Annotated in this window: 15 protein-coding genes; 9 read left to right on the forward strand and 6 right to left on the reverse strand. The window is 58.4% G+C overall.

From position 1 onward, the window contains the following. Nucleotides 1–113: 113 nt before the first annotated feature. Nucleotides 114–1,226 (reverse strand): DMT family transporter, encoded by a 1,113-nt coding sequence (locus tag AAF143_RS06980; protein WP_255007788.1) that lies wholly within the window; start codon nt 1,224–1,226, stop codon nt 114–116. A 548-nt stretch (nt 1,227–1,774) separates the two neighbouring features. Here AAF143_RS06980 and AAF143_RS06985 point away from each other — a divergent pair. Continuing rightward, complete coding sequence (locus tag AAF143_RS06985; RefSeq protein WP_261358906.1) at nt 1,775–2,329, forward strand: phosphate-starvation-inducible PsiE family protein; 555 nt, start codon at nt 1,775–1,777, stop codon at nt 2,327–2,329. 222 nt (nt 2,330–2,551) lie between these two features. Here AAF143_RS06985 and AAF143_RS06990 read toward each other — a convergent pair whose 3' ends face one another. Then, nucleotides 2,552–4,528, reverse strand: a complete 1,977-nt coding sequence (locus AAF143_RS06990; protein WP_255007789.1) for a UvrD-helicase domain-containing protein — start codon at nt 4,526–4,528, stop codon at nt 2,552–2,554. Between the two features lie 826 nt (nt 4,529–5,354). Between AAF143_RS06990 and AAF143_RS06995 the strand changes: the two genes are divergently transcribed. The 4 genes from AAF143_RS06995 (at nt 5,355) to AAF143_RS07010 (ending at nt 8,910) form a co-directional block, all read left to right on the forward strand. Continuing rightward, complete coding sequence (locus AAF143_RS06995; protein ID WP_255007791.1) at nt 5,355–6,020, forward strand: hypothetical protein; 666 nt, start codon at nt 5,355–5,357, stop codon at nt 6,018–6,020. Between the two features lie 342 nt (nt 6,021–6,362). Then, nucleotides 6,363–6,821: a hypothetical protein gene (locus tag AAF143_RS07000; RefSeq protein ID WP_414026690.1), complete on the forward strand. Its 459-nt coding sequence runs from the start codon at nt 6,363–6,365 to the stop codon at nt 6,819–6,821. A gap of 663 nt (nt 6,822–7,484) precedes the next feature. Next, on the forward strand, nt 7,485–7,934 hold the full coding sequence (locus tag AAF143_RS07005; protein WP_255007795.1) for a hypothetical protein: 450 nt from the start codon (nt 7,485–7,487) through the stop codon (nt 7,932–7,934). Nucleotides 7,935–8,124: 190 nt separating this feature from the next. Next, nucleotides 8,125–8,910: a hypothetical protein gene (locus tag AAF143_RS07010; RefSeq protein WP_255007797.1), complete on the forward strand. Its 786-nt coding sequence runs from the start codon at nt 8,125–8,127 to the stop codon at nt 8,908–8,910. A gap of 33 nt (nt 8,911–8,943) precedes the next feature. On the opposite strand, the gene AAF143_RS07015 is transcribed toward AAF143_RS07010, so the two are convergent. The 3 genes from AAF143_RS07015 to AAF143_RS07025 all read right to left on the reverse strand — a co-directional run bounded on the left by AAF143_RS07015 (nt 8,944) and on the right by AAF143_RS07025 (nt 10,433). Further along, nucleotides 8,944–9,315, reverse strand: a complete 372-nt coding sequence (locus tag AAF143_RS07015) for an AbrB family transcriptional regulator (RefSeq protein ID WP_255007798.1) — start codon at nt 9,313–9,315, stop codon at nt 8,944–8,946. 103 nt (nt 9,316–9,418) lie between these two features. After that, nucleotides 9,419–9,889 (reverse strand): tryptophan-rich sensory protein, encoded by a 471-nt coding sequence (locus tag AAF143_RS07020; protein WP_255007799.1) that lies wholly within the window; start codon nt 9,887–9,889, stop codon nt 9,419–9,421. Between the two features lie 172 nt (nt 9,890–10,061). Beyond that, entirely contained in the window at nt 10,062–10,433 is a 372-nt protein-coding gene (locus tag AAF143_RS07025; protein WP_255007800.1) for an AbrB family transcriptional regulator, read from the reverse strand. A 222-nt stretch (nt 10,434–10,655) separates the two neighbouring features. Here AAF143_RS07025 and AAF143_RS07030 point away from each other — a divergent pair, with 222 nt between their 5' ends. Continuing rightward, complete coding sequence (locus tag AAF143_RS07030; RefSeq protein ID WP_255008197.1) at nt 10,656–10,916, forward strand: hypothetical protein; 261 nt, start codon at nt 10,656–10,658, stop codon at nt 10,914–10,916. A gap of 385 nt (nt 10,917–11,301) precedes the next feature. Here the strand turns inward: AAF143_RS07030 and AAF143_RS07035 are convergent, their stop codons facing one another. Further along, nucleotides 11,302–11,445 (reverse strand): chlorophyll a/b-binding protein, encoded by a 144-nt coding sequence (locus AAF143_RS07035; RefSeq protein ID WP_255007801.1) that lies wholly within the window; start codon nt 11,443–11,445, stop codon nt 11,302–11,304. Nucleotides 11,446–11,663: 218 nt separating this feature from the next. Between AAF143_RS07035 and AAF143_RS07040 the strand changes: the two genes are divergently transcribed. The 3 genes from AAF143_RS07040 to AAF143_RS07050 all read left to right on the forward strand — a co-directional run bounded on the left by AAF143_RS07040 (nt 11,664) and on the right by AAF143_RS07050 (nt 13,355). Then, nucleotides 11,664–11,840, forward strand: coding sequence for a hypothetical protein (locus AAF143_RS07040; RefSeq protein ID WP_255007802.1), 177 nt, complete (start codon nt 11,664–11,666; stop codon nt 11,838–11,840). A 626-nt stretch (nt 11,841–12,466) separates the two neighbouring features. Continuing rightward, on the forward strand, nt 12,467–12,808 hold the full coding sequence (locus AAF143_RS07045) for a hypothetical protein (protein WP_414026691.1): 342 nt from the start codon (nt 12,467–12,469) through the stop codon (nt 12,806–12,808). Further along, a complete protein-coding gene (locus tag AAF143_RS07050) occupies nt 12,801–13,355 on the forward strand; it encodes a hypothetical protein (protein ID WP_255007804.1) in 555 nt (184 codons plus the stop codon). Before AAF143_RS07045 ends, AAF143_RS07050 begins: the two co-directional genes overlap by 8 nt. Nucleotides 13,356–13,575: the final 220 nt, after the last annotated feature.

Genomic DNA, 13,575 nt, shown 5'->3' on the forward strand with positions numbered 1-13,575 from the left:
CTGTCCAGAGCCAATGACGGCCATTGGGCAACTGACCCGCCCAGGCCCAGTGCAATGCCTGAAATGATGCCTTAGGCCCGACAAAGCCTGCCTTTCGTCTGTATTGACGATGCTCAACCGCCATGGCCGTGACGGTGATGCACATCACTGACGTGGGGGTGCTCATGCTCAATCGGTGCGTGTTGATGCTCATGGGCATGCCAGTACGCCCGCTCAGGATTACCAGCTGACGGGTTATCGGCAGGGTGGTCGTGGCTGTGGTGCGGGTCTCCGGCAGCCGGATCGTGCCTGTGACGGTGGGCATGCCAGAACTCAGCGTGCCGGTGCCAGTGGGCATGGTCTTCCTTCAGCAGCACGGCCACACCGAGCAGCATCAAGACTGCAGCCATGGTCAAGCCAAGGGTGAAAGCTTCACCCAGCACCAACACGGAGAACAGCAATCCCACGAACGGAGCCGTTGCAAACACCACGGATTCCCGAGCTGCACCCAGGTGGCGTAGGGCTATCAGATCCAGCCAAATTGAGAAGCCGTACCCCACCGCGCCAATGGCCAGCACTGCCAGCAACGAGTTCCACGCTGGCAGTGGCTGACCCGCACCGAGGGCCAGAATCAGCATCGGAGCTGACGCCCCAATGGCTTTCAACAGGGCAACCTGGATGGGGTTGCGCAGGCTGAGGCGTTGGCTGAGGTTGTTGTCGATCCCCCAAGCCAGGCAGGCACCGCCGATCAACAGGGTGCCGAGAAGGTTTGCACTGTTCAAGGAGCCGTCGGTGAGCAGCACAGCACCGGTGAGGATCAGAACGGCAGCAATCAGCCCCCTGCGGCTGAGGTGTTCACGACCAATCAGCACGGCAATCAGCAACGTGAACACTGCTTCCAGGTTCAGCAGCAGCGAGGCAGATCCCGCAGACAGCAGGGTGAGGCCCTGGACCAAGCAAAGTGGACCAATCATCCCTCCACAAACAGTGAGCCCAAGGAGCATGGGAAGGTCACTCCGCTGAACCGGTGATTCTTCCTGTTGATGGCGTACAAACCCACGCACCACCAGCAGCCCGAACGAGGCTCCGGCGTAAAGCAGTGCCGCAATCATCAGTGGGGAGGCAGCACTGCTGATTACGCTGATCAAGGGAGCACTGATGCCAAAGAGCAAGGCGGCCAGCAAGCCGGCAGTCAGCCCCCACCGCTGTGGGGTATCCCTGGCCTTGGGAGCATGATCGTGGTCCATGGCTTCAGCTCAGCCCAACCACCAGTTTGCTGGAGGGCTGCAACCAGTCACTGAAACTGACGTCCTTGCCCAGAGCACAGGATGGGTGAGGCTCTCAGCTGTCATCAAGCCACTGTGCAGACCAAACTCCATGGGGTTTCAAGAATTCGTCTTCTGCGCCGAAGGCAACTTTCCGCTCAATCTGCAACGGGTCCGCCGCTCGGATCGACTTCTCCTTTCTCTCTCGCTCATTCTCTCACCAAACGGAGCTCGAACGCCTCAAACAACAGTCGGGCCTAACGCATCAACCATCTGGCAGCACTTTGCATGATCAGATCAAGCCCCATCAGACGTTAGCTCCCTAAGTAATGCTCCAGTCCGAAATCAAGCAAGAAGAGGCAGCAAACTGCACGACATTGCGTTGATCAATTCGATAGCTCATTCTTTCCCTGATGCCACGGCCTCCAGGATTTGCCGTGTTCTTCAACACCAAGGGCAATGCTGAGTTCCTCATATTTGGTTCGACCTTTCAGCCTTTCAATAGGCTGTGCCTCAGCTTCGGGGTCGACATGCAAGACACCACAACCTTTACTTTTCCTGCCCATAACCCAGACGGCCAGCCAGCAGCCGCTACGTCATCTCCTGGCAACCAGAGAGTGCCCTGGTACCAGCAGTTCCGGCGAACTCAGATTGTTCAGACCCTCGAGGCCGTGCAGGACCTGATTGCCGTAGCACTCTGCGTGGGGCTGTTCTGCGTAATGGTGTTGGAGATGAAAGTGATCTTTACCGAGCTGCTCACAACCGCTGAATTCCACGGGATCACTGCCGACATTTTGTTCATTCTGATCTTGGTGGAATTGTTCCGGTTGCTGATCATTTACCTCCAGGAGCAAAGGGTCTCGATCACGGTGTCGGTTGAAGTTGCAATCGTGTCAGTGCTGCGGGAGGTGATCGTGCGTGGAGTACTTGAAACCGACTGGCACCAGACGTTGGCGGTGTGCTTGTTCTTGGCCACGATGGCAGGCCTGTTGGTCGTGAGAGTCTGGTTACCACCGACGTTCGTTGGGGTTGACCCGGAATCAAGAATGTCCCCTAAGCCCATGACAGGGCAGGAGCATTCCTAGTGGGCCTCGGCTTGATGGAAGGGTTGGGCGTTACTACCACGACGTACGTCAGCGTTTCTGGTGACGTGTGCCCGCGTGCGGCGGGAACCCTGACGATTCACTCTCTCTCCCCCTCTTCTTTCTGGATCACTCGCGGCTGGGACGCCTCCCCCTGCAAGTGTTCCCCTACGGCTTCAAGCGGCCGGTAGCACCTCCCGTGCCCAGCTCAAGCCCTGGCGGACGTCAATCCCCAACGTGTTGCACCAGCCCCACGTCGAGGAGGTACCGCAGCACCAGGTACCCCGTCGAACCGAGCTGGTGTTCAGCCAAGAAGGCTTCCACCGCAGCTACGGGTTCCACAGACACCAGCCGTAGCGTCGACAGTTCTGTCAGGAGCCAACCCCAATCCAACGCGGGGTAGCGGTAGTCGTAGTGGTTGACCACGGCTCGGACGAGGTCGGCATCCAGTACACCTAGTACCCATTGCCGACTGGTTGCCTCAACACCACCAGCAGCAACCGCAGCAGTGGGGCCAACAGCCTGCACAGCAGCACCAGCATGGTCAGCGGTCACTACCGCACCAGCAGCTGCACCGTGGGTATCCACCGGCAGCCGCACGGGTCTTGCCGTCACCTTCGGAGGCACTGGGGCACGCTCCAGCTGGACGTAGTCCGGGTAGGCCGCCGTAAAGGCCGCCAAGTCAGCAAACATTGGATCACCCCACTGCGGGGCCACACAGGTGTGCTCGGCACGGGTGAGAGCCACGTACCGCAGATTGAGCTCCTCAACCGGCAACACCAGGGCCCCACGGAATCCTGTTGGTCCCCAAAGCTGGGGGGACAGAGTCGGGCCGTAGTCCCAACAAGCTGGGTAGTCAGTTGCACGCACCGACGATGCAGGCTCAGGCACGAAGACCACTGCAGGAAAATCGTCTGCCAGTTCCACCCGGCCGAATTCCAACCCTTTGGATTTGTGGGCCGTGGCCACGGCAACGTCAGCAGCAGCAGCGGTGTCGACTGCCAGGGTCTGCAGTTGGTGGATCTCCCCGGGGATTTCCCGCCAATTACGGTGCCGTTCGAGCAGACCTAACCAGGCCAGGAGATCACGGGAGTCCTGTTCGTGTGCGTAGGCCTCCAGTGCCGCGTAGCTCTGGAACCCGCGCAAAAACGGATCCTTCACGTCAGCAGTGGCTCCAACCCGTAGGCAGCAGACCTCCAGCAGCAGATCCAACCGGTAACCGCTGATCCCGCCTACGAAATGGATGCGTTTGTGCTGGGTGACGAGTTCAACAGCGTGGGTGTACACCGCAGCGTTCCCACGGGCCAAGAACGCCGTCGTGCCCGTGGGTGCACCACGCCGTCCCCCGACCAGCTCACGGGTCTCCCGCTTGACCGACAGCAACCGGTTGGCGTCAGCTGCAATTCCAGCCCCAAAGCGGAAGCTTTCGGTGAGGTGCAGCAGTTGCCCGAGACCGGCGTCAGCCATGGCGTTAGTGGCGTACCGGAAGCTGTAGATCGACTGGTGCGGGTCTCCCACGAAGACTTTCGTGGCGGGTTGCCCCAGCACGACGGCCAACGTCACCGGATTGGAATCCTGGGCTTCGTCGAACAGGATCGTGTCGTACGGCAGTTGGGGACGGGTCAATTGGTAGACCTTTAAGTACCCCTCGTGAGTCATCGGCAGCCCGTGACCGGAATCCAGCTGCAACCGCCACAGCCGCTCCGCAGCCGCTAGGGCCACGGCGTTTTGCCGGGTCTGGTGCTGAGCAGCAAAGGCAACGAACTCCTCTGCAGCCGAGCAGTGCCATTGCACCAGCAGCTTGAGTGCCAGTGCGGCTTGCCCGAGTTCACCTGGTTCTTGGGGGTTGAGTCCCAGTGCCTTGGCGGCCTCGTCTGGTCGGACAGCACCCCGCAGCTTGTGCTGGTACCGCCGACCGACAGCCTTGAAAGCAAGGGCATGGATCGTTGAGCAAGACACGTTGGCCGGGAATTTGCTGCCAGCCGCAGCTGCAATCGAGCGGTTGAAGGCCAGGTACAACATCCGCTTTGCGGGGCGGGCCAGGGCATACGCCTGCAGCACCGTGGTCTTGCCGGTGCCGGCAAAAGCCAGCACCCGGAGGTCACCGTTGGCGTCCACAACGGCCTGTTGTTCGTCCGTTAGTGGCGGCGGTGCGTGCGTTGGCAGCCGCCGGAGCAATTGTGTGGCGCGTGTGGTCGTCATGGTTAGTAGATCAATGGGACAGGGCATGGTTTTCGAGCCACCCGTTCCCCTGCTGGGTGTCAGCTGCCGTGACTCCAGGGCAGCGGGGGATTAAGTCATTCCCAAAGGGGGTGGGTGGTCAGAAACCACAAAATGACCCCCTTTTCAGGGGGCAAAAAATCTTGAAAGTCAGGAGTCGAACCCACAACACATGGCCTGTTTCCCCAGCAACCAACGGGGACAATCGTTCCGGGCTGGGAACTAGCCCCCGCGGGAAATGCCTGCTCAGCCGCTAACCCCTTTAGCCGCAACATTTCTAAGCCCCACTAACCATCACCCCTTGCCATTCTATACACTTTGTGCTTACACTGTTTGAGTGGACCTCCACAGGTCACACCACCAGCACTGACAACACCGACACCACCAACCCGCACGACGCCAGCTACCAAAACACATACCTCCCGCCGAACCGCAACCACCCAACGACGTAGCCCATAACTCTCTCAGCCACCACAACCTTCCAACCACAGCCATACCCACAACACCTGACCCACACTGATCTCTGCCTGGAGTGCAGAACATCACTGGTCGGGCTGCAGGCACACGCGAGCCGCGTCAGTGGTGATTGCTTTGCTGTGCCTGAGAGCAGGACCCAGATCAATACTCCATTACCAATTCATTCCACTCACTCCACCCACCACTCACTACTCCACTGCTACCACTACCCACCACACCCACCACCACCGCATCTTTTTACCTGCTCGTTTTTCTTTTTTCCTTTTTTCCCACTTCCCAACCCACCACCAACCACCACCACGCCCCGTGCGTCCCTGTCCCCTGTCCCCCCGTGTCGTACCGCTTCCACCAGACCAACACCAGCCCGCAACGCCAGGCCACCAGGGACTACCTGCAGTCGTACTTGGTCGACGGGTACCAACCTCGGTACCTCGTCACCCTGCATTACCGGTCACCCGCTGACGCCAATTGGGGCTCCAACCCCGCTGCCAGCACCTGGCAACAAACACCCGCGTACAACTACTACACCCGCCGTAGAAACGACTACGACGCGGTCTCCCAGGACGCCACACACCTCAGGAATCTCCTGTTGGCCCGGTATTACCACGTGCCCACTCCCCGCCACTTGCGGCGGCTCGCCAGCCGCAACCGTGCCGCCGGTCACCCACCCCAGCCGTTGGTGCTGGTGTTCCACGAGCTCGGGTCCTTGCGTACCCAGTACCACTCACATCTGCTGCTGCCCCACCCACCCGGCACGGACCACACCGCGGGGTCACTCACCAGGGATCTCAACCACCACCTGCCGGCCCGAGCCAAATGCCTGTCCTGGCGGGGGATTCACGTGCGTGGCATTGCTGGCGGTACCGCTGCTTGTACTGCAGCAGACCTGGTCGGGGTGCTCGAACACCCGACTGCTGCTTTCTCGGTGGATTACCTCACCAAAGAAACCACGGGCCAGCACTTTTCGTTTGACCCAGTGGCGTCAGCTTTCACCTGAGCCCACCCCCGGCAGCGGTTTGTAGAGACTCCCCTGTTTCCCCTGTTTCCCCAGTTGGCCGCCTGGTTACCCACCCCTGGCTCCGTTTGCTACGACTGACCTGCGGGGCCGTGCAGACTGCCTTTGGTAAAAGGGGAATAGGGGAGCAGGGGAATCCAGAAACCCCAACTACGACACAGCAAGCACCTCCAGTGGTCCTGTTGGTTGTGCTTCTTGACCAGCTGGGCCACCCGCAATCTCTGCCAGCACGCAATGGTGATGGCACCATGGAACAGCTAGCCGCAGGCCAGTGAAGAACTACGCCTTCCTCTTACTGATGGCTTTTGCATTGGTGGCCTCCCCTTGCATGGCCATGCCAAGGAAACAGTCAACCTGCTGACCACCAAGCAAGTCCAGCAGCTCATCCGTTTACCAATACCAGTGGTGGTCCCGGTTGATACACCCGTTAGTTTTCGTGTGACTCGGGTTGACGCTGAGACAGGCAAGTACGCCAATGGTGACGACGACTCGGGTTACAACATCGACTACCGCAATAACAGCCAAACTTGCTTTACCGTGGCCTCTAGCCAGTCAGGTCCTCGTGGCCTGCAGCAGGTTGGACAGGTAGCAACCGCGTTTGGGAGGATCAAGATCTACACCGAATCCCCTAGCCCAGCGGGTGCCAACAATTTCGCTGCTTTCATTCCAGTGGTGGGCAATCCTCTGCTGCTTACGCCTGGTTATGGAAAGCCCGACTGCAAGTCACTTGGCCAGGCAGAGTTCGAACGAGTTCTGCGGTCAATTGTGGTTCTGAAGAAGTAGCTGCCCAGGCGGTGCTGACGCCTGAGTGGTGCTGATAGAAACCGCTAAAGTGATGTCATGATCCTCCTCACATGCACCGCTGAAGACTTGTTGTCGCTGATGGCAGCTTCGTCCTGGTTGTATGTTCATAAGCACTTGCCCACCGAGCTCCTGAAATGACGACTTCAAAGAAGGGGACACTCAATGAGGTCGGCATGGCAGGAGAGTTCCATGTCCTAGCTCAGCTACTCCAGCGTGGATACAGTGCCCATCCCACTCTTGGTAACACGAAGGGGATGGACATCCTCGTTGTTGATCAGGAGACAGGCCACATGCTTAAGGTGGAGGTCAAAACCGCATCCGACGCCATGCGGGCTCCCACCAAGCGCCTCTGGTGGTGTTGGACTCTTTCCAGCAGAGCTGAGCAGATCGGAGCCCCGAATCTCGTCTACTGTTTCGTCCATCTGGGTGAAGTCGGCACCCTACCCCGCTTTTTTTGGTGCCCAGTGAGGTGGTCGCGGAGCAATGCTCTCGAGAGCATCGTGAATGGATTGCCGCTGGGCCAGAGGATAGGCGGACAACTCGAACGGACACCGCTATCCGCAATTTCTGGTTCTACAACGATGAAAACAATTATGAGAACAATTGGGAGGTCCTGCGGTGCAAGCTGGAGGACCGCACCGCATGAATGCGCCCCCATGGCTGCTTGAACAGACAAACCAAGCCGTCTACACTAAGTGGCTGTTCCGCAAGGCCGCTGCTCTGCACAGGCGTGACAAGAAGCGTGGTAGCAAGTCCACTCGTGCTGAGTATGTTCAAGCCATCCATAAGGCTGTTGTCAAATCTAACGGTGTCGATCATTGGACTGGCGAAAGACTTCACTGGAACCTGATCGGGACTTACGACAACACGGAATCGAAGAAAGGCCGTAGTGCCTACAAGCGGGATTTCAATCTGCTACCCACGATCGACCACCGCATTGCCAATGCCGAGCCAGACTTTGTGATCTGCGGGTGGGGGATGAATGATGCCAAGCACGACATGACTCCGCACCAGATGTACGAGCTATGTCAGGCCTTTATCAAGCACAATCGAGACAACCCCGACTGCGTAGCTCAGGAGTCGAGGTCTTGAGCACGTTCGCCCATGCCCAGCAGCAATTCGCGCTTCAGCTACCCCACACCGAAACGGCCAGACGGTTGCGGAAGCTGTACGAATCCGCGACAGATCCAAAAGAACGCGAAATGATTGGGTGGAGCTTTGAGTCAGTCATGGTGACATGCCCCTTAGGTGAGGTTGGACAGATGCGGGAGGCTTGGGAGGGATGTTGATTCGCTATACCGCTACCAGCAACCTTGGCACCATTGATACCGTCGACCTATACCACCAGCTCGCTGATGGCGTGCCGTGCAGCCCAGGTTCAATTCGACCTGAGTTTGTTCTCTACCAGGACAAGAACTTAAAGGCAGTGTGGGCGCCGTTTGACCACATCAACAGCAGCGCCAGGATTGCACTTGTAGGCATCACTCCTGGCTGGACACAGGCACAGACCGCTTATTCCGTTGCCAAGCAGGCACTCGCGGAAGGTTTGGACTACAGCACAGCTTGCAAACAAGCCCACTCACAGGCAGCTTTTGTTGGGTCGATGCGGACAAATCTAGTCAAGATGCTTGATCAGCTCGGGGTCAACAAGGCGTTCAACATCCAGACCACCGGTGACATTCTCGGGAAGCCTGATCCCCGCGTGCATGCAACATCCGCGTTGCGTTACCCCGTGTTTTGCCACAAGAGCAGGGAGTGGAAGAACTACGGGGGGCATCAGCCAGACGCACTCAGCATTGGTTTCTTTCAGACCATGCTGGACACGCTGCTAACAGAAGAACTTGCCTCGCTGCCTGCCGGGTTGTTGATTGTGCCCCTGGGGATTGCTGTTGAACGGTTCGTCAACTACGCCCTGCGTGACCGCCAACTGCATGCCACGATCTTGCAGGGCTTTCCCCATCCATCAGGCGCCAACACAGGCAGGCCCGCCCAATTCGAGGCCAACAGGGAAGCGTTAAGCCATGCGGTTGCCGATTGGAAGGAATCGTCCTTGATGCAATCAACCTGAGCTCACAAATAATGTAGCTTCAGTCTTGTGAGCTCACTCCTCCTCGTCGGTGGCACCCAAAGGCACCAGGCGGATCTGCTTCTTGCCCAGCTTGATTTCAAACTCGTCCCCAGGCTTCAGGTCGAGGAGTGACGTGTAGGCCTTACCCACCATGAGGTTGCCGTTGAACTGGACTTTGGTGGCATAAGAAAGGTTCCGACCAGCCTTGCTTGCCAGTTGGCCGGCCTTGTCACCAAAGCTCGTGCCCTTGGCGGCCAGCAGTGCTTCGTAGAACGCGGTGTAGTTCAAGCGTTCGGTGCCGTTTTTCTTGGCAGTGACGTACCCAGTGGCCCTGACCAGGACCGACTTGCTGGCCTCTCCCAGTTCTTTGATCTTGGCCAGGAGCTCCGTACCGGTCAATGCCATGGCAAGTGCAACACGTTCAGCACAAGCTACACCGTCACTTCCGCCCCTAAAAGCTCGTAGTTCCTCCTCGGCTGCTGCAAGGTTGCGACTGAATATGACCCGCTCAACTGTTGAGTCCGCGCATCTGCCAGTACACCACTGTTTCAACCGGACTCCACAGGAGGTAGGGGAACAGCAACCAGCCAGACACCGCTGCATCTATTCCAACCGCATCCACCAGCGTCACCGCCAGCACCCACCCCACAACACCTAGAACCACACCGCACAAGAGCCGCCGGGTATAGCCGATCAGCCACGTGCGTCCCACCAGAACCAGCAGTAATCCCGCATACCCAACCATCAACCCCCAACTCCGACTGGCCTCCCAGCACAGCAATGCTGACGCGTACCAGCAGGCATAGATCCCAAGCCAGATCAAGGGGATCCAACGCTCGAAGCTCAGCCAAGCAGGCCGATGCAGACGCAGATACCAATCAGCATCCACCCGCGACAGCCGCAGGGCCCAGAAAACAGCACCCATTACAGCCAGGATCACCAACCAGGCAGGCAAGGGCATCGTTTCCGCGGGTTTCATCAGCTTGGCTGATTCACCCCACCTTTGCTGCTGCTCGACAGTACCCACACCAGCCGTGTGCAAAGGACAGGCAAGCGGCGGCACCCTGCTTCCCCGAACGGGTAGGCCAGCACGTGCAACTGGACTGACCTACCCGCTTAGTGGTGTGTCTTTCGTCAAGCCACCTGGCCGATCAATCCTCTTCGTCAGTGGAACCCACGGGGACCAGTCGAATCTGCTTGCGGCCGAGTTTGATTTCAAACTCGTCCCCAGCCTCCAAGCCCAGCAGTGCGGTGTAAGCCTTGCCGATCAGGAGATTGCCGTTGCCTTGCACGGTGGCCACGTAGCTCAGCTTGCGGCCACCTTTGCCCACGGAACCACCACCATTGGTGCCCAGAGACACCCCCTTGGCTTCCAGGAGAGCTTCATAGAACGCCGTGAAGTTCAGCCGCTCGGACCCGTCTTTCTTGGTCGAGACGTAGCCCGCTGCCCTGACGAGATCAGACTTGCTCACGTCACCGAGCTCTTTGACTTTGGCGAGCAGATCAGGTCCGGTGAGTGCCATTGGAGAGTCGATCGTTGTAACCCACAACGTACCGGATGGTCCGGAGGGCACCAGTACCTATTCCAACTGCTTTGTACTTGATCGGTGTCAGCGAATCCTTCCGACCCAGGTGTTACAGGGCATGAACCCGAAAAAGCTGATGGTGGTTGGGGCCGCCGCTTGACTGGAAAGCGGTGCTACTGAGGAAATTCCCTAGGGTTTGAGCACTTGCTCACCCACCCAGTGCAGAAGCTACTCCTCAGTCTGGCCACTGTGCTCCTGGGCCTTCCACTGCTGATCCCTGACACAGCATGGGCTCAGAAGCGGATTCCCAAACTCCCGGGCAACGACCAATGTCCACTGGGGTATGTGAATGACCTGAAGCAGCATTGCAATTCACCCATCTACTACCAGGTGAAGCCGACCTATGGAAAGCCCTGTGACTCGGGATGGATGAACATTGGGGCGGGCTACTGCAAAAAGAAAACCCTGTGGATTTTCTGATCCCCTCGGCTCGGTGAGTCACCCAGGGTTCACATCCCTTGCACTGGCTAGAGGTGGAACGGTAGGTCAATGACGAGGCTGACGACGTACCGCCGTGGGCACTGACGAACCATCCGCTCCCCTAGGAAAGGACCACTGCTGGGGATCACGTCCGTGGAGCGGTTGCAGCAAAAACCCCTGGGTAGAAGCCCAGGGGTTGCTTGGTTTCGTACCGGTAGTGGATCCCCCGCACAGCAGGGTGAACCAGCCAGCAAGCGTTGGGATCAACGGGAGCTGGCTGGTAGATCAGAGGGACGTGAAACCACGTAGGTCACCATGCCCGTGAGCATCACGACAACCGTGATCAGGCCGGTGATGGCCGCTGAGTAATCAGTTGACATCAGGTTCAACCGAGACCGATCTGGGAGAGGATGCCTTGGCCGGTGAGCAGTTCGGTGCCCAGGCCGATCACGAAGCCGAGCATGGCCAGGCGGCCATTCCAGGTTTCAGCGAAAGCTACGAAACCAAAGCGGGCAGTGGAATCAGTCATGGCTGCAACGAGTTGTTACACACCCATTGTAACAGGTTGTAACGGGGTTTTCGGCTGAGCCGCCGGCCAAGGCAGCCCCCTAAGGCCGGCGTGGCAAGGACTGTGTCCCGCGGCACATTTCGGTGTAATCAGCTACAGACAGCTCGGCATTTGGTGACTTCAAACCTGACTACGGTCCAGTGGCGGATCATCCGTCCGCATTTTACCGAGCATTCCCAATGGCCAAAGCCACCACCAGCCCCGCCCGTGAACAAGCTCTCCGGGACTCCTTGCGCGTCCGTTACGCCGCCGCTGCTGCCGCCGGCAACAACGACATGAAGCTCGCCCTCAACCACGAAGCCACCTACCTCGGCATTCAGCTCAACCAGGTCATCGGCTCAACCGGCAACAACTGAAGCCGGCGCCTGCTCCAGGGACGTTTTCAGACGTTGATAGGTGGGTGGTGTGGTCTCCCACGCCATCCAGCCTTGGACATGGCCAACAGTCGGGGGGTAGCCGTCGACAGAACGACCTGCGACATCGTGTCAGTAGGCAACCGCTTGCAGCAGCAAAATTACGCTAAAAATTACGCTATTTCTGCTAGCGGAGATTAATAAACCCAGTCACAGCAAGGTTTTTGGGCAGGTTAGGTATGCCTTACAAGCAGGATGTCGCTGGTTCGAAACCGGCATCGGGCATGGCAAGAATTCATGCGCCATTCCAGGGGCTGCCCTGGATGGTTCCAGGAGGTGCAGCGGGATCGGGTTGGTTACGTGGGTCGTGAGCAGCGATCTCCCTCCACGGCCGAATGAGTCACCTGCTCCAGCTCTGAGGCAACGACAGAGGGGAGCATCGTGTGAAAGGCCTGAGCCAGGCTGCGAGCCAAAGTCAGGAAGGCTGCCTACGGGTTGTCTTGTCATGGCAGACGAGGCATGGATGCCCTATTCACAGCCCATCAAAGCACCCCTTTATGGGGTAGTCTAACTCAGGTCTTGAGTTATGCGACTCATTAATGGTGTGCCTGGATCCCGCCATGAACCCTGTGCTTGAAGCGATCTTTGGCAACCGCACGGCGGCATGGGTTCTGCTCTTCCTGCAGTGCTACGGCGAAGGCCATGCCCTGCGCATCGCCAAGACGTTCGGCTTTGGGTTGAACATGACCCAGCGCCAGCTGAAGCGCCTGGAGGAAGAGGGTGTGCTGGTGAGCCGGTTGGTGGGGAACATCCGGCTGTTTGCCTTCAATGATCGAAATCCAACCGTGCGCAATCTCAGGGAATTGCTGGAAGCTGAGCTCAAGCTGCTTCCCGCGGCGCAGGTTCAGCAGTATTTCCGCCAACGGCAACGGCCGCGCCAGTCGGGAAAGGTGCTCATCAACCATGGTTGAGATCACCGAAGCCACCAGCATCGAGGAGCTGGCCGTGATCCTCAGCGAGGCCTTGGAGGCAGCAGGGATCATCGCTACCTTGTCGGGTGGTGGGGCGGTATCGATCTACAGCAACAACCAATACATGAGCCATGACCTGGATTTCGTGACTTCAGCGGACCCCAAGAATTTGCTGAAGGCGATCGCTCCCTTGGGCTTCGCCCAGGGTTCTTCCAAGCGACTTTATGAACATCCCCGTACCGAGTGGCTGGTTGAGTTCCCCGCTGGGCCCCTTGGATTTGGAGAACTTTATGTTACCGACCCCAGAACGATCGACGTATTTCAGAGCGAGCATGGGGCCTTACGGGTGATCACGCCAACCCTTTGCGTGATCGACCGGTTAGCGGCTTACTTCCATCACTGTGACCGCCAATGCTGGGATCAAGCCGTCATGGTTTGCAGGAGCCATTCGATTGACTGGGATGCCATTGCCGACTGGGCAAGAAACGAGAAACCGAAGTTTGAAGAGGTAGAGAGATTGCGTGTAGAGGTAGATTCTTCATCGTGACGATCGCAGAAGGGTCACGGCCCTCATTGACCGAAAGACCATGACGGCGATGAGGGAAATCCTCAGGAACAACCACTTCAAGGCCCCGGCCAGCGATCTTCCTGTCGAGCGAAACTGAAAACTGAGCCACTTCCACCATCGAAACGTGGGCTATCTCCGGCCGGGCGAGGGTCGGGGGTTTGCGGTGGTGATGTGTCTTGGTTCTGGCTGTGTTGCCTGG

This window comes from Cyanobium sp. ATX-6F1, from assembly GCF_047395825.1.
Taxonomy (GTDB): domain Bacteria; phylum Cyanobacteriota; class Cyanobacteriia; order PCC-6307; family Cyanobiaceae; genus ATX-6F1.